The sequence below is a fragment of the Rhizobium sp. Leaf341 genome (genome assembly GCF_001424325.1).
Classification (GTDB): domain Bacteria; phylum Pseudomonadota; class Alphaproteobacteria; order Rhizobiales; family Rhizobiaceae; genus Ferranicluibacter.
Map to the genome: position 1 here is coordinate 404,213 of NZ_LMPE01000005.1, position 14,317 is coordinate 418,529.

The 14,317-nt window shown below is 63.9% G+C and carries 17 protein-coding genes; 9 read left to right on the forward strand and 8 right to left on the reverse strand.

The genetic code is table 11. The features are described from left to right. Window positions 1-22: 22 nt before the first annotated feature. The 4 genes from ASG03_RS09045 to odc2 all read right to left on the reverse strand — a co-directional run bounded on the left by ASG03_RS09045 (window position 23) and on the right by odc2 (window position 3,708). Window positions 23-1,105 (reverse strand): serine hydrolase domain-containing protein, encoded by a 1,083-nt coding sequence (locus ASG03_RS09045; RefSeq protein ID WP_062693436.1) that lies wholly within the window; start codon window positions 1,103-1,105, stop codon window positions 23-25. A 79-nt stretch (window positions 1,106-1,184) separates the two neighbouring features. After that, on the reverse strand, window positions 1,185-1,637 hold the full coding sequence (locus ASG03_RS09050; protein ID WP_062693327.1) for a glyoxalase superfamily protein: 453 nt from the start codon (window positions 1,635-1,637) through the stop codon (window positions 1,185-1,187). Window positions 1,638-1,871: 234 nt separating this feature from the next. Beyond that, window positions 1,872-2,465 (reverse strand): GNAT family N-acetyltransferase, encoded by a 594-nt coding sequence (locus ASG03_RS09055; protein ID WP_062693328.1) that lies wholly within the window; start codon window positions 2,463-2,465, stop codon window positions 1,872-1,874. Between the two features lie 109 nt (window positions 2,466-2,574). Continuing rightward, window positions 2,575-3,708: an ornithine/lysine decarboxylase gene (gene odc2 / locus ASG03_RS09060; protein WP_062475362.1), complete on the reverse strand. Its 1,134-nt coding sequence runs from the start codon at window positions 3,706-3,708 to the stop codon at window positions 2,575-2,577. Window positions 3,709-4,386: 678 nt separating this feature from the next. On the opposite strand from odc2, the gene ASG03_RS09065 reads away from it, so the two are divergent. From ASG03_RS09065 to ASG03_RS09075, 3 genes are all read left to right on the forward strand, one after another. Next, the gene (locus tag ASG03_RS09065) at window positions 4,387-5,286 is read left to right on the forward strand and encodes a LysR family transcriptional regulator (protein ID WP_062475830.1); all 900 of its coding nucleotides are present in this window, start codon (window positions 4,387-4,389) and stop codon (window positions 5,284-5,286) included. A gap of 136 nt (window positions 5,287-5,422) precedes the next feature. After that, window positions 5,423-6,079, forward strand: coding sequence for a DUF1007 family protein (locus ASG03_RS09070; protein WP_062475365.1), 657 nt, complete (start codon window positions 5,423-5,425; stop codon window positions 6,077-6,079). Beyond that, the gene (locus ASG03_RS09075; protein WP_062693329.1) at window positions 6,073-7,221 is read left to right on the forward strand and encodes a nickel/cobalt transporter; all 1,149 of its coding nucleotides are present in this window, start codon (window positions 6,073-6,075) and stop codon (window positions 7,219-7,221) included. The genes ASG03_RS09070 and ASG03_RS09075 overlap by 7 nt, the downstream gene beginning before the upstream one ends. Before the next feature lie 6 nt (window positions 7,222-7,227). Here the strand turns inward: ASG03_RS09075 and ASG03_RS09080 are convergent, their stop codons facing one another. The 4 genes from ASG03_RS09080 to ASG03_RS09095 all read right to left on the reverse strand — a co-directional run bounded on the left by ASG03_RS09080 (window position 7,228) and on the right by ASG03_RS09095 (window position 9,945). Next, on the reverse strand, window positions 7,228-7,437 hold the full coding sequence (locus ASG03_RS09080; RefSeq protein WP_062693330.1) for a hypothetical protein: 210 nt from the start codon (window positions 7,435-7,437) through the stop codon (window positions 7,228-7,230). Continuing rightward, on the reverse strand, window positions 7,434-8,132 hold the full coding sequence (locus ASG03_RS09085) for a GNAT family N-acetyltransferase (protein ID WP_062693437.1): 699 nt from the start codon (window positions 8,130-8,132) through the stop codon (window positions 7,434-7,436). The genes ASG03_RS09080 and ASG03_RS09085 overlap by 4 nt, the downstream gene beginning before the upstream one ends. A 142-nt stretch (window positions 8,133-8,274) precedes the next feature. Further along, a complete protein-coding gene (locus ASG03_RS09090) occupies window positions 8,275-9,129 on the reverse strand; it encodes a tellurite resistance TerB family protein (RefSeq protein ID WP_082475633.1) in 855 nt (284 codons plus the stop codon). Between the two features lie 177 nt (window positions 9,130-9,306). Beyond that, window positions 9,307-9,945 (reverse strand): 2-dehydro-3-deoxy-phosphogluconate aldolase, encoded by a 639-nt coding sequence (locus ASG03_RS09095; RefSeq protein ID WP_062475374.1) that lies wholly within the window; start codon window positions 9,943-9,945, stop codon window positions 9,307-9,309. 208 nt (window positions 9,946-10,153) lie between these two features. Between ASG03_RS09095 and ASG03_RS09100 the strand changes: the two genes are divergently transcribed. The 6 genes from ASG03_RS09100 (at window position 10,154) to ASG03_RS09125 (ending at window position 14,314) form a co-directional block, all read left to right on the forward strand. After that, window positions 10,154-10,672, forward strand: coding sequence for a CYTH domain-containing protein (locus ASG03_RS09100; protein WP_062693331.1), 519 nt, complete (start codon window positions 10,154-10,156; stop codon window positions 10,670-10,672). A gap of 8 nt (window positions 10,673-10,680) precedes the next feature. Then, a complete protein-coding gene (locus ASG03_RS09105; protein ID WP_062693332.1) occupies window positions 10,681-11,580 on the forward strand; it encodes a CHAD domain-containing protein in 900 nt (299 codons plus the stop codon). Window positions 11,581-11,663: 83 nt separating this feature from the next. Next, window positions 11,664-12,356: a helix-turn-helix transcriptional regulator gene (locus tag ASG03_RS09110; protein WP_062693439.1), complete on the forward strand. Its 693-nt coding sequence runs from the start codon at window positions 11,664-11,666 to the stop codon at window positions 12,354-12,356. 108 nt (window positions 12,357-12,464) lie between these two features. After that, on the forward strand, window positions 12,465-12,836 hold the full coding sequence (locus tag ASG03_RS09115) for a VOC family protein (RefSeq protein ID WP_062693333.1): 372 nt from the start codon (window positions 12,465-12,467) through the stop codon (window positions 12,834-12,836). 61 nt (window positions 12,837-12,897) lie between these two features. Continuing rightward, window positions 12,898-13,842, forward strand: a complete 945-nt coding sequence (gene trhO / locus ASG03_RS09120; protein ID WP_062693334.1) for an oxygen-dependent tRNA uridine(34) hydroxylase TrhO — start codon at window positions 12,898-12,900, stop codon at window positions 13,840-13,842. 4 nt (window positions 13,843-13,846) lie between these two features. Continuing rightward, window positions 13,847-14,314 carry a GNAT family N-acetyltransferase gene (locus tag ASG03_RS09125; protein ID WP_062693335.1) on the forward strand — a complete coding sequence of 156 codons (468 nt, stop codon included), beginning with the start codon at window positions 13,847-13,849 and terminating at the stop codon, window positions 14,312-14,314. The last annotated feature ends 3 nt before the right edge of the window (window positions 14,315-14,317 follow it).

A 14,317-nucleotide genomic window follows, 5' to 3' on the forward strand; every position in this document is an offset into this window, starting at 1 on the left:
GGTGGTTCTTGCACGAACCCCGTCAGGCGCCGACCGTCGAAATGACCCTCGCGAGAAGGTCATGCAGGTCGTCCCGATAGCCGGTGCGGGCGGACGGAGCGCCTTCGGCGGAGGTCATGACAACGGTCAAGCTCAGTTCGGGCACGATGTAGAGCATCTGCCCGCCAAAGCCCCAGGCGAAATGAACCTGATGCCCGCCGATCTCCCGGGTGAACCAGCCATACCCATAATCGTCGCCGGAGAAACGGGATTGCGTGCGCGCGGCCCACGACTGGGAAACCCAATCCTCCGGCACCACCTGCCGCCCGGCGGGGGTCCGTCCGCCATTCCGGTAGAGTTCGCCGAACGCCAGCAGAGAGCGGGCACTCATCGCCATCTGGTTGCCACCGAGATAGATGCCTTGCGGATCGCGCTCCCAAGCCGCGATGCGGAAGCCCTCGACTGGTCCCAACCAGTCGCGTGCCAGTGCCAGGGTCGATTTTCCCCCGACCTTCGTCAGGATGGCGGACAGAAGATGCGTCGATCCCGTGGAATAGAGCATCTGCCCGCCGGGTTCGTCCACAAAATCTGCGGCCAGCGCAAACCGGACCCAGTTGCCGCTGGAGACCCATCGTCCGTAATTCGGCCCGGACATCCGGTCCAGCCCAGCCTGCATGGAAAGAAGGTTGCCGATGGTAATCTTCGCCAGACGCGGGTCGGGGTTGGCCGGCAGATCGCGGGCGAGGATCGGCGCGATCGGCTGGTCGACGCCGGTTAAGAGGCCCTTCTCGATCGCGATCCCGACCAGTGCGGAGACGATCGTCTTGGAGGCCGACTTGATGTTGGTGCTCCCAGTGGTCGTGTTGGACCGGTAGCCGCGCTCGGCAACGGTCCGGCCGTTCTGCGCCACGACAACCGTCTCCAATGGCGGCAATCGCGCTGCATCGTTCAGGACGTTCGACAGCCGCGTGACGTCGAGGACCGGTGCGTGTGCGGGCGCCGGAGACGCAGCCGGATCGTCGGCACCGGTCGAGCGCCGGATCTCTGCAGCAAGCGGAGACCCGGCGAGGAAAGTGCCGGCGATGAGTGCGAGGGCGGAGACGGATCGGCGGGATAACAGTGTCATCGAGCCGAGGTAGGCATTCGCGCCGGGCTCGCAAGGGAGCGGCACGCCGCGCGTGCCGTCTTCACGTCAACGTGACGCTTTACCAGAGCAGTTCGACATGCGGTCGTCCATCCGACGTCTTCGCGGTCGTTCGCCCGGATCCTTCGATCGTGCAGTGGACGCGCTTGCGAAAGGCGGAAAAGCTCTCGAAGGTGACGACATCGACGGGCTCGTCGAGATCGAGCGTCAGACGAAACTGGCCTTCCCGCGCCGTCAGTGCCTGCACGCCGAGCACCTTCGCCTCGAATGGTTGGCCAAGATAGTATCCGCGAACGCGCGAGCCCAACTGATAGGGGTCGAGCGGCGGCCGGTTACCGACGGCGGCATGAAGCGTATTCCAGTCCCGGAAGCCGTATTGCGCGGCAACCGCTTCCAGAGCATGGGAATGGGACATCTCCGTGCCGCGATCGGCAAGCGACGACCGCAGCCGCTTCGCCTGTGCCTTGAGCGCATCGAGACAGGGCAACGGGGATGATGGTGGTGATGGACTCATCGGGATCTCTCCAGCAGGGGCATGCCGTGATATCCGTGGGGTTCGCATTGCCATCGGGAACATGCCGGGAGGGATGACCGAACGTGTTGAAAAGAGACTTCACCAGAGCCCGAAGGCTTGCGAACGGCCGGGGCTCTCACCCGTGAGGCGCAGAGTAAGCCAGCCCAACTATCGTGTCAAATGCCGGTTCGATCCGGCGACCGACCCGCAAAGGTCGATCGCCGAAAGACGTGTTCAGGCAACCCTGCGCATCGGCATGGCCTGAGAGAGTTTACGGCCGCTGGCGGTCAGCATGCCCGCGGCGCCCTTCAGCCAGCCCTCGCGAAGCTCGAGACCCAGAAACCGATGCCGCTCGAACGGCCCCGGCATCACGAGATGCTGGGCGTGCTGCGCTTCAAAGCCGAAGCGTTCGTAATAGGGCGCATCGCCGACAAGCAGGATCGCACCATGACCCCGCAGCGTGGCCTCGCCGATCGCCGCGCGCATCAGGGCAGCGCCGACCCCCTTGCCTTCCTGTGCGGAGTCGACGGCAAGCGGACCGAGGAGAAGCGCCGGGATGGCACGACCGGCAGGGTCGACGCCGGCGTCAACGTTCCAGAGGCGCACCGTACCGATGACGTGGCCGTCGCCATCACGGGCGACGAGCGCCAGGCCATCTGCCGGCACACGGCCGCGGCGCAGCTTCTCCGACGACTTGCGCCGGCGGTTCGGGCCCATGGCGCGGTCGAGCAGCCGCTCGCGCGCAACGACGTCGCCGGGATTTTCGGCGTCGATGATGAAGGTATTCTGCGCAAAGAAGGCGCGGACAGAATCAAGAACAGCGGCCATGACAAGGCCTCCCGTACTCAAAACCGTTTCAAACGGTATCGAAGGATCATTGTGAAGGTGCGGTGCCCGTCGCCGGGAACCGCAGGCTCCCTGTGCGGGAGCCGGAACGTCAGATGACGTAGGACTTCAGCGGATCGAAACCGTTGAAGGCGACGGCCGAATAGGTCGTCGTATAGGCACCGGTGCCTTCGATCAGAACTTCATCGCCGATCGTGAGGGACACGGGCAGCGGGTACATGTTCTTTTCATAGAGCACGTCGGCCGAATCGCAGGTCGGGCCGGCGAGCACGCAGGGCTCCATCTCGTCCGCATCATGCGCCGTGCGGATCGGATAGCGGATCGCCTCGTCCATCGTCTCGGCGAGACCGCCGAACTTGCCGATGTCGAGGAAGACCCAGCGGTGATTGTCATTGTCCGACTTCTTCGAAATCAGGATGACTTCCGCCTTGATCACACCCGCATTGCCCACCATGCCGCGCCCCGGCTCGATGATCGTCTCCGGCAGCTGGTTGCCGAAGTGCTTGCGCAGCGCACCGTAGATGGCCTTGCCGTAGGCTTCGGCCGAGGGCACGTCGCGCAGGTACTTGGTCGGGAAACCGCCGCCCATGTTGACCATCTTCAGTTCGATGCCCTGCTTGGCCAGCTGCACGAACACGCGCTTGGCATCGGCAAGAGCCACGTCCCAGGCATCGACCTTCGTCATCTGCGAACCGACATGGAACGAGACGCCGTGGGAAACGAGACCAAGCTGGTGCGCGTAGACGAGAACGTCGACGGCCATCTGCGGCACGCAGCCGAACTTGCGCGACAACGGCCATTCGGCGCCTTCGCCATCCGTCAGGACGCGGCAGAACACGCGGGCGCCCGGAGCAGCGCGCGAGACCTTCTCGACTTCCTCGTGGCTGTCGACGGCGAAGAGGGAGACGCCGAGCGCATGCGCGCGGGCGACGTCGCGTTCCTTCTTGATCGTGTTGCCGTAGGAGATACGCGAAGGGGTCGCACCGGCTTCCAGCGCCATCTCGATTTCCGCCACACCGGCGCAGTCGAAGTTGGAGCCGAGACCGGCGAGAAGGCGCAGGATTTCCGGCGACGGGTTTGCCTTGACCGCATAGTAGATCGAGCTGTCCGGCATCGCGTGACGGAAAGCCTTGAAATTGTCCCGCACGACATCGAGATCCACGACAAGGCACGGGCCTTCCGGGCGACGGGTGTTCAGGAAGTCGATGATGCGAGCTGTCGTCATGGTTTCAATCCCAATACGTTAGGCTTCCCGATCCGCGAGGAAACCTCGCCGAGCGATGAAGGACAAAGGGCGTACGGGTGCGCGTTCGGATACCAGCCGGTGGAGACCCCGGAATCCTCACATGCGCTCGTACAGCGCGAATTGTGGATGAAGCCCGCCGAGGCGTTCATCCGGCTTTGTCTGCCATGGATTGGAGGTTGGAACCTACCGCACGTCTGGCAATGAAGGTGTGCCTCTTCAGTAACCCCGGCTGATGGAAAGCCGGCAGAGAACAAAAAGGCCCGCACCGTCGTTGCTTCAAGATGTCCTCGCAATTCCGGTTGGCCGGAAAAACGACTGGAGCGGTTAGATCCAGGTACCTTACCGATTTCCTCACCAAACGAGGGATCGGCGGACACCCACAGGCACGTGCGACTTTGGGCAGAGCGGAGATAAGAAATATCCCTGTCGTAATCAAGTGTTTTTTGAGCTGCGCCGGTTTTTTTCGACCCGTGCCGCAAGCCTCGCACCAGCTTGCGGCGAGGCACGAGCAGACCTCCAGCAGGCGCGGGCGCATCAAGAGGGTTGCAGACCTTGCCAACCCTATGTTTTGAATGGCGGCGCGCGACAATGGTTCCCGGAGACCGCTCCGGCCCAGACGCTTGAAGCTCCAGAGAGGAGCCGCGCATGGGAGCCGAAATGGACACATTGACCCGCATTCGCGCCTTCATCGACGTCGTCGATGCCGAGGGTTTTTCGGCGGCCGGCCGCCGCGTCGGACGCTCCAAGGCGTTGCTCTCGAAATATGTGCGCGAGCTGGAAGACGAACTTGGCGCCCTCCTTCTCAACCGCACGACCCGGCAATTCTCGCTGACGGAAGCCGGCCACATCTACTATCGGACCGCGGCCGAGATCCTGAAGGAGATCGACAATCTGGCCGATCTCGTGCGCGCGGGGAACAGCGACCTCAAGGGACGCCTGCGCATTTCTGCGCCGCGAACCTTCATCGATGCCGATATTGGCCAGTCGCTCATCGACTTCGGCCTCGCGCATCCCGAGCTTTCCCTGGAAATCGTCTCGGACGATCGCTTTGTCGATCTGGTGGAGGAAGGCTTCGACGTCGCCATCCGCATCACCCGGCTCGAGGACTCCACGCTGATCGCCCGCAAGCTGGACGATTTTCACATCAAGATGTGCGCATCGCCCGCCTTTCTCGAAAAGCACGGGGCCATCACGCACCCCTCGGATCTCGCCCACAGGCCGTGCGTGATCGACACGAACGGTCGTTCCTACAGCAATTGGCGGTTTGTGGACCGCGACGGCACGAATTTTTCGGTTCCGGTCAGCGGGCCGATGGAGGTCAACAGCCCGCTGGCCAGTCTTCGCGCCGCCGAGTCCGGCCTTGGAGTCGCCGGCGTACCGGACTTCATTGCCCGGCAGAAGCTGGAGAACGGCAGCCTTGTGGCCGTACTCGACGAGTTCCTGCCGCATGATCGCGGCATCTACGCGATCTATCCGCACCGGCGCTATCTGCCGACGAAGGTCCGCACCCTCGTCGACTTCCTGCACACCTGGTTTCGCAAGAGAGCGGATATATGAGGGACACAGGAAAGACGCGGAGCGCCCTGTCCCAATTCCGTCTACTTTCGGCTGGATGACAAGCCACCACTTGTCCGCGTCTGCGCCGGACGCGAGACCGTTGCGCCGCATGGCCAGAAGGCAAGGATCCTTTTTGATGACACGTCACCGATTGTCGAAAGGCCTGCTTGCTGGGTTTGCCGCAGCCGCCGTGCTCCCGGCGCAGGCCCTTGCCCATCCGCACATCTTCGCGGAGGCCCGCCTCGAAGTCGTCTCGGACAACACAGGCCATATCGCCGAACTGCGGAACGTCTGGCGCTTCGACGAGCTCTTCTCGGCCAGCGTTCTCCTCGATTTCGACAAGAACTCCAATGCGACGCTGGATCCGGACGAATTGGCGGAGGTCGGCCAGACCGTCCTGGATTCGCTGAGCGAGTACAATTACTACACGACGATCTACAACAACGGGAAACTGGTGAAGGTCTCCAAGCCGGATGCGATCCATGCCGACTTCAAGGACAATCAGCTTCTGCTGATCTTCGCCGTCAAGCCGGCCGAAACGATCGCACTGAAGGGCACGCTGTCCTTCGGCATCTATGACCCGACCCTTTACACCGCCATCGACTTCCCCAGCGATGGAGACCTCGCCGTCGTCGGCGACAAGCTTTCCGCCTGCCAGCACAAGGTCGTGCGACCGGATCCGGACGAGGTGATCTCCCAGAACCAGTCGACGCTGACGGATGCCTTCTTCACGGATCCGACCGGCACCGACATGTCGAAGCTCTTTGCGACGAGGATTGAATTCACATGCTGATCCGCACGCTTCGCCTGCCGCTCATCGTCGGCACATTCCTCATCCTCGCAACGGTCGCGGCACAGGCGCAATCGCCGCTCGGCATCGGAACCGCCGAGCCGGCGTTCAACACATCCGGTTTTCTTGGCGGCTTTCTCTCCTGGGTGAACATGGAGCAGCAGGGGTTCTACCGAACCCTGACCGACGCCCTGAAAGGGATGCGCGACAATCCGTGGCATCTCTGGTCGCTCGTCGGCCTGTCGTTTGCCTATGGTGTCTTTCATGCCGCCGGCCCGGGCCATGGCAAGGCGGTCATCTCCTCCTACATGATCGCCAATGAAACCGAACTGAAGCGCGGCGTCACCCTGTCGTTCATGTCGTCCTTCCTGCAGGGCGGCGTGGCGATCCTGCTCGTCGGCGCGGCCTATCTCGTGCTGCGCGGCAGCTCGATCTCGATGACGCAGGCGACGACGTTCCTCGAGCGTGTCAGCTACGCCCTCGTGGCAGCGTTCGGCGCCTGGCTCCTCTTCCGCAAGATGCGCGCGCTCGCGCGCTCGACGCCGTCTTCCGCAGCCGGACTGGCGCTCGCCGGTGCGCCGGATTTCGCGCCCGTCCATGCGCACGACCATCAGCATGCCCACGACCGTCACGCACATGCGCACGCTCACCACGACCACGGCAGGGTGGCGCACGGTACGCTAGCGCATGGCGCAGAGGCCCGCGCGCATAACGCCGGGTCGGCCCATGGCCACGCGCTGGGGGGCCATGCCCATGGCCCGGACGAGGTTTGCTCGAGCTGCGGTCACGCCCACGCGCCGGACCCGTCCATGCTTCAAGGCGATCGCTTCCAGCTTCGCGAGGCGTGGTCGGCCGTGCTGGCCGTCGGCCTGCGGCCCTGCTCGGGCGCACTGATCGTGCTGTCCTTCGCGCTCTTGAACGGGCTCTACCTCGGCGGCGTTCTCTCCGTCCTCGCGATGTCGATGGGCACGGCGATCACGGTCTCCGTGCTCGCGACCCTTGCCGTCACCGCCAAGGATCTGGCCGTCCGCTATGCGTCGAGCGCCGGCACGGCCATGCGGCTGACGAACGGCATCGAGATTTTCGGTGCCGTCCTGGTGCTCGGCCTCGGCCTTGCCTTGCTTGGCGCCTCGCTGCAGGGCTGACCGCCGTCAGCGACGTCGCTGATAGCGGGCGCGGAGCCAGAAGACGAAGAAGAAGGCCAGCACGAACACGGTGCCGACGGCCGCCGCGAGATACGGGGAAATTGTGCCGAGATAGAGCATGACCTTCGGCAGCAACAGGAAACCGGCGCCGAAGACCATGAGGAAGATCGCCGCAGCGATGGCGGCCGATCGGTCCCGCGGATCGAGCGGCTTCACGCGTCACCCATGACGGCGGCGATTTCCGCCCTGAGGTCTTCGAGGCGCCGGCGCTGGCGACCGTCGGTATCGAAATTCTCCGGTGCCAGCCATGCCTTGAACGCGGCATTGATGACCGGCCATTCCCCATCGATCATCGAGAACCACGCCGTATCCCGGTTGGCGCCCTTGGCCACCATGTGCTGGCGGAAGATGCCTTCGTAGGAAAAGCCCAGCCGAACCGCGGCGACCTTGCTCGGTGTGTTGTCGTTGTGGCATTTCCATTCATAGCGCCGATATCCGAGATCCTCGAAGACATGGCGGGCCATGAGATAATGTGCCTCGGTGGCGAGCGGCGACCGCGCCATCGCGTCCCCATGCGCGACGGACCCGACCTCTACGACGCCGTTTGCCGGATCGGGCCGCATGTAGCTTGCCATGCCCACGACCGCGTGGCTTGCCTTGTCGCGGAACACCAACGTTACCCAATTGGCCTGGGCCAGGTCGAGCCACGTTCCGAAAGCATCGGCGTCGACAAAGGCGGCTTGCGGGAAATAGCGCAGGCGCTCATTGATCGCGAGACCACCAAATCCGTCCCAAAGCGCCTGGAGATGCCATGTCCGGTCATAGGGTTCGAGCACGACGTACGCGCCCTCGAGCGTGACAGGTTTGGGCGCCGGGCAGCCTGCCCAGCTGGAAAGATCGCGGTTCGTCATGTCGTCCTCGCCACATCGAGACATGGCCTTGCCCGATATCGACGAGCCGGCCTTGCCGTCCGGCATAGGCGAAGGTGCGCGGCGGTGCAAATGCAATCGGGTGATTGACGCATCACCGCCGCGCATGGAGAGGATACAATCCTTAGATGATCGAGGGATCGACCACCGTCGGGCTGCTGCCAGCGGGAATTTTGGCGGAGGCAACCGTTGCCTCGATATGATCGATCAGCGCGTCCGGCAGGCCCAGCCGTCCGGCCAGCATGTCGAGATAGCCGCGTTCGGTGCGGCTGTCGGGTTCGATCGTCAGCCGCGAGGCCGTGTAGAGTTCGACCTTCTCCTCTTCCGTGCGGGCGGCCGCCACCAGGCCGTCGATGTCCACGGGGCTCGCGAGTTCGTCGCGCAGGAAAGCCTCGGCCTCGCTGTCGAGCCCGCTTGCGCCGACGCGTTCCATGATGCGGGCACGTTCGCTGTCATCGATATGGCCGTCGGCACGCGCCGCCGCGATCATGGCCCGCACGAGCACGAGCACGAAATCGTTCCGGACGGCGGCGGGCGAAACAGAAAAGCCGGAATTGTCAGGCGGCGGAAGAATCTCCGGCGCGGTCTGCGGATTGACCGGCTGTGGCGCCTGCCCGGCCTGATAATTCTTGTAGGCCGTATAGCCAAGGCCGGCGATGGCGGCGAGACCCCCAAGCTTCAACGCGGTGCCCGCAATATCGCGGCCGGCACCGGTTCCCAGAAGAACGGCAGCGAGGCCACCCGTCTTCAGCGGATTGTTGCGGGCCATCTGAACGATCTGCTCGGCCTTGTCCTTCATCGACCCGCCGCCCAGCAGACCGCCGATCGCGCCGCCGACGGAGTTTCCGCCCGCATTGCCGAGGAAGCCGCCCTGCGACCCCGACTGTGGGCCGGAGCGATCCTGCGTGCCTTGCGGCCGTTGGCCGCCAAGCCCCTGAGCCCCGAGAAACTGATCCAGCAGCTTTTTTGCGTCGAACATCCTGTCGTCAACCTCCTGAGTGTTTCACTGTCGCAGGAGAGATAGGAAGCCGCACTCGGAAGACAAATGCGGCCTCAGACGGAACGCGATGAGGCACACAGGATCCCGGGATGGCAATCCCGTGACAACCCATTGAGAAGGATAGACTTTTCTGGAGATCGGCCCGACGAAAACCGCTTAGGCGGTCAACGCACAGGCTTCCGATGCCAGCTTTGTGATCCCTGCCCAATCGCCGGCAGCGACCAGCTCCTTCGGCGCGACCCAGGAACCACCGACACAGATGACGTTCGGTAAGGACAGGTAATCCATCGCGTTTTTGAGCGAAATGCCGCCCGTCGGACAAAACAGCGTCCCCGCGAGCGGTGAGGACAGCGATTTGAGAAATGCCGCTCCGCCGGCCTGTTCGGCAGGGAAGAACTTCATGACGTCGTAGCCTTCGGCGCGCAGGATCATCGCCTCGCTGGCGGTGGACGCACCCGGCAGGAAGGATGCCTCGTGATCGTCGGCGGCATCCAGCAGATCGGGTGTCGTGCCGGGGCTGACGATGAACTGGGCGCCGGCCTTGACCGCAGCGGCATAGTGTTCGGGATTGAGGATGGTTCCCGCCCCCGTCACGGCGCCCTCGACCTCCTTTGCAACGGCCTCGATCGCGCCGAGCGCCGCCGGCGTGCGCAGCGTGATCTCGATCGCCTTCAAGCCGCCTGCCACCAGGGCACGAGCCAGCGGTACGGCCGTCGCCAGATCGTCGATGATGAGAACCGGCACGACCGGCTGCAACTTGAGGACGGACAGAAGGCGTTCGGTTTTCTCGATCATGCGGCTTCACTCCTCAAACGATTGAATCTTTCTTCGCAATACCGTCCACATCCGCCAATGTCGAGATCCCTCCTGTCCCATCGCCTGGTATACCCGAGTGGGGGCAAGGCCGAGGCGTGGTGGACTTTCGCGGTTTCTGATTTACGTTGTGCCCGACAACGACGACGCTGAGAGACACGACCACGCTGAGCGACTGGGCGGGAGCAGGATGGCCAAGGAAATCGAGCGGAAGTTCCTCGTGAAGCATGCGGGCTGGCAGACGGCCGCAGGGCCGGGCGCAACCATGCGGCAGGGGTATCTGGCCGCCATGGACGACCGCACCATTCGCATCCGCCTGATCAATGGTGAAAGTGCACGTCTGACCATCAAGATCGGCACCGGCATGCTGACCCGCGACGAATTCGAGTACGAGGTGCCACTCGCCGACGGCGAGGAGCTGATCGCATCCGCCATCGGCACCGTGATCGCCAAGACGCGGTACCGGGTGCAAGGCGGAACACATGTCTGGGAGGTCGATGTTTTCGAGGAACCCTATGCCGGACTGATCGTTGCCGAGGTCGAAATGCAAACGGAAACCGACTCCCTTGCCATGCCCGACTGGATTGGCGAGGAGGTGACGGATGACCGGCGATACTCCAATTTTGCTCTGGCAACGCAGCGCGACAAGCTACGTCCCGATCTTACCCTTGCGCCGCCTGCGGGTTCGAGTGCCCAGAAAATCACATAGGAACGACCATGGCCTACAGACTGAAGCCGGCAAGACGCTTCACCGATGAGTTCCAGCGCATTGCAGGCCGAGAGCTCGGCAAGGCGATTGCCGCCCTTGAACTGCGGCCCGACGGTACCTCCAAAGCGATCCATGTCGCGCGCCGTTGCCTGAAACGGACACGTGCGCTCTACCGGCTCGCCGCCCCGGAAGCCGGCAAGTTCTACAAGCGCGAAAATGCACGTTTGCGGTCTACCGCGCGCAGCGTGGCCGACCTGCGCGATGCGACGGCGCTGATCGACACCGCAACGGCCCTGACGGAGCGCCTGTCGGGCGAGGAGCGGGCCGCGGCCGAGCGCGCGGTCGAAGCATTGCGTGTCCGCAAGGGCTGGGTGGTGACGGCGGAAAACGATCTCGACGAAACCATCGACGCCATGATCGCCGACCTGCGCGATGCCAAGCTCGCAGCGGAAAAACGCGCCTTTCCCAATGGCGTGCGTCCGACGGCCTACATGCTGGCAGCGTCCTGGCGGAAGGCGGTCGAGCGGGCCCAGATCGCCTTGGCGTCCAGCCACGAGCATCCCACGCCCGATCACTTCCACACGCTGCGCAAGCGGACGCAGGACTATCGCTTCTACCATCTTCTGCTGCAGGCGGCATGGCCCGGCGTGATCCTGGCGCGCGAGCGAAACGTCAAGGCGCTGATCGACCGGCTGGGCTTCATTCACGATCTCGCCGTCCTCGCCGACACGCTCGCCCGCGAGCCCGAGCTGCTGCCGCCTCAGGACATCGCCATCTTGCGCCACGCGATCGGCCTGGAACTGCGCGCCGAGGAACGGCACGCGCTCGTCGAGGCCGATACCCTTTTCGGTGATGTGGCCGGCAAGGAAGCAGAACGCATCGCGATCCTCTGGCTCGCGGCCGCCTGAAGCACGATCACCTAAGAGCGGAGACAGTCCTGTCCCGGCTGCGCGCAGTTGAGATGCTCGCGTCTGGCCGCTATTGCTTCGGAATGTCCCGTTCCGCCCGTCTTCTCGATCTCCTGCAGACCCTGCGCACGCATCGCCGGCCGGTCAGTGGCGCCGCCCTGGCGGAGGCCACCGGCGTGAGCCTGCGTACGCTCTACCGCGATATCGCGACGCTGCAGGCCCAAGGCGCCCACATCACCGGCGAACCGGGTCTTGGCTATGTTCTCCATCCGGGTTTCCTCCTGCCGCCGATCATGCTGTCGAGCGAGGAGATCGAGGCACTGGTGCTGGGCGCGCGCTGGGTTCGCGCCAACACCGACGAACGTCTCAGGCAATCCGCAGCCCATGCTCTCGCAAAGATCGCTGCGGTTCTCCCGGACGACCTTCGGCGAGATCTCGAAACATCCGCTCTTCTTGTCCCGAACACCCGCCGTGGCCAGGAGCCCGACAGGGATCTCGGCGCACTTCGCGACGCCATCAAGGCCGGCATCAAGCTCGACATCGCTTATCGCGACGAGCGGGCGCAGGAGACGACACGTCGTATCTGGCCGGTGGCGCTTGGCTATTTCGAAGGCCTGCGCATTCTCGTCGCCTGGTGTGAACTGCGGCAAGGGTTCCGGCACTTTCGCATCGACCGCATGATGACGGTGACCACGACGCAGGAGCTATATCCGCGCCGCAACGAGGTGCTCCTGGCGGAATGGCGCCGTGAAAACGGCATCGTGCATGACCTGTGATGTCTATCTTACCATAGACGCCGCGCCGGAAGTGCCATGCTGACGGAAACTGACAGGGGTCCGTCCTAGACCCTGATGGCCAGACAGGCTGGCGCTCAGGAGACCTCCATGCAACCGACCTACATTCTTCTTGCCGTCGATAAACCGCTGACAAGCGCCATCTTCTACGAAACCCTGCTCGGCACGGCCCCTCTGGAAGCGCAGGAAACCTTCGCGCTCTTCCGCATGGATCCCGCGACCATGCTCGGTCTCTGGTCGAAACACACCATCGAGCCGCCCGTGCATGTACCCGCCGGAAGTGCCGAACTCTGCTTCGTCCTGGAGAGCTGCGAGGCCGTGGATGCTTGCCATGAAAGATGGAAGGCGCAGGGCTTGCCCATCCTCCAGGCGCCGGTCGAGGCGGATTTCGGCTACACGTTTACGGCCACTGATCCGGACGGTCACCGCCTGCGCGCCTTTCGTCCATCCGAGCAGGGTTGACGTCCGTCTGGATTCGGCCCGGTGATTGCGCGCGCACGCCGAACGCGGTATTTCACCGCCCATGACGAACAGCGCAACGACACTGCCCCCGGAAGCCCAAGGCTCGTTTCTGGTCGCGGCCCTCTATCATTTCGCCCGGCTGCACCGGTTCGCGGACCTGCGCGACCCGGTGCAGACGGTCTGCGACGAGCACGGCGTGAAAGGTACGCTTCTCCTCGCGCAGGAGGGCATCAACGGGACGATCGCCGGCACGGATGCCGGCATCGCAGCCGTCCTCGCCTTTCTGCGCGGCCAGCCGGAATTCCGGGACCTGGAACACAAGGAAAGCCGGGCCGCGGCCATGCCCTTCCTCCGCATGAAAGTGCGGATCAAGAAGGAGATCGTCACCATGGGCGTCGAGGACATCGACCCCCTGACGATCGTCGGCACCTATGTGGAACCGAAGGACTGGAATGCGCTGATCTCGGATCCGGACACGCTGGTGATCGACACGCGCAACGATTATGAAACGGCGATCGGCACCTTCCGTGGCGCGCTCGATCCGCAGACCAAGACCTTCCGGGAGTTTCCGGACTGGGTGAAGAACCACACCGGCCTCCACAACAAACCCAAGATCGCGATGTATTGCACCGGCGGCATCCGCTGTGAGAAGGCGACGGCCTTCATGAAAAGCCAGGGATTCGATGACGTCTACCACCTCAAGGGCGGCATTCTGAAGTATCTGGAGGAAACGCCGCCGCAGGACAGCCTGTGGGAAGGCGCCTGCTTCGTGTTTGACGATCGGGTGTCTGTCACGCACGGACTGGGCGAAGGCGAGCACACGCTGTGCCATGCCTGCCGCCAGCCTCTGACGCTGGAAGAGCGCGCGTCACCCGTGCATGAGGAAGGCGTCGCCTGCGTCCATTGCCACGACACGCGGACGGACGAGGATCGCGAACGCTACCGGCAGCGGCAGCGGCAGATCGAGCTTGCAAAGAAGCGCGGCTCGAAGCATCTGGGAAGCTGAACCGGTGCCCGGCGACATCATCATATCCGACCTGCGGGACGTGCCGCACTTCCGCGCGATCATGACCGACCGCCTCTGGACCGCCTGGTGGCGCGACGAGGGGCTGATCACGCGCGATCAACTGGCACGGAAGATCGACGAAAACCTCGGCTCGACGGGCATACCGATCGGCCTGATCGCCCATCGCGGCGATGTTTTCTGCGGCACCGTCTCCGTCATCGAGGACGACATGCCGGCACGCCCGCAATACCGGCCCTGGCTTGCAGCCCTCTGGGTCGAGGACGGCGCACGCCGCCAGGGTGTCGGCGAACGCCTGATCGACACAGCTCTGGACAAGGTTTCCGGGCTGGCGCCCGAAATCCATCTCTATTGCACACCCGAGAACACGCCGTTCTACGAGCGGCGGGGCTGGAACAGGCTCGAAACGGATGTCGGCGGCGTGAATATCCTTCATCGCCGCCTGGCCGCGTAAGCT

Bases quoted from the DNA above. Each gene is read 5' to 3' on its own strand.
- ASG03_RS09070 (WP_062475365.1), top strand. From the start codon at position 5,423: ATGACACGTCACCGATTGTCGAAAGGCCTGCTTGCTGGGTTTGCCGCA.
- odc2 (WP_062475362.1), bottom strand. From the start codon at position 3,708: ATGACGACAGCTCGCATCATCGACTTCCTGAACACCCGTCGCCCGGAA.
- ASG03_RS09090 (WP_082475633.1), bottom strand. From the start codon at position 9,129: ATGTTCGACGCAAAAAAGCTGCTGGATCAGTTTCTCGGGGCTCAGGGG.
- ASG03_RS09055 (WP_062693328.1), bottom strand. From the start codon at position 2,465: ATGGCCGCTGTTCTTGATTCTGTCCGCGCCTTCTTTGCGCAGAATACC.
- trhO (WP_062693334.1), top strand. From the start codon at position 12,898: ATGACGAACAGCGCAACGACACTGCCCCCGGAAGCCCAAGGCTCGTTT.
- ASG03_RS09075 (WP_062693329.1), top strand. From the start codon at position 6,073: ATGCTGATCCGCACGCTTCGCCTGCCGCTCATCGTCGGCACATTCCTC.
- ASG03_RS09115 (WP_062693333.1), top strand. From the start codon at position 12,465: ATGCAACCGACCTACATTCTTCTTGCCGTCGATAAACCGCTGACAAGC.
- ASG03_RS09050 (WP_062693327.1), bottom strand. From the start codon at position 1,637: ATGAGTCCATCACCACCATCATCCCCGTTGCCCTGTCTCGATGCGCTC.
- ASG03_RS09065 (WP_062475830.1), top strand. From the start codon at position 4,387: ATGGACACATTGACCCGCATTCGCGCCTTCATCGACGTCGTCGATGCC.
- ASG03_RS09100 (WP_062693331.1), top strand. From the start codon at position 10,154: ATGGCCAAGGAAATCGAGCGGAAGTTCCTCGTGAAGCATGCGGGCTGG.
- ASG03_RS09045 (WP_062693436.1), bottom strand. From the start codon at position 1,105: ATGACACTGTTATCCCGCCGATCCGTCTCCGCCCTCGCACTCATCGCC.
- ASG03_RS09085 (WP_062693437.1), bottom strand. From the start codon at position 8,132: ATGACGAACCGCGATCTTTCCAGCTGGGCAGGCTGCCCGGCGCCCAAA.
- ASG03_RS09110 (WP_062693439.1), top strand. From the start codon at position 11,664: ATGTCCCGTTCCGCCCGTCTTCTCGATCTCCTGCAGACCCTGCGCACG.
- ASG03_RS09105 (WP_062693332.1), top strand. From the start codon at position 10,681: ATGGCCTACAGACTGAAGCCGGCAAGACGCTTCACCGATGAGTTCCAG.
- ASG03_RS09095 (WP_062475374.1), bottom strand. From the start codon at position 9,945: ATGATCGAGAAAACCGAACGCCTTCTGTCCGTCCTCAAGTTGCAGCCG.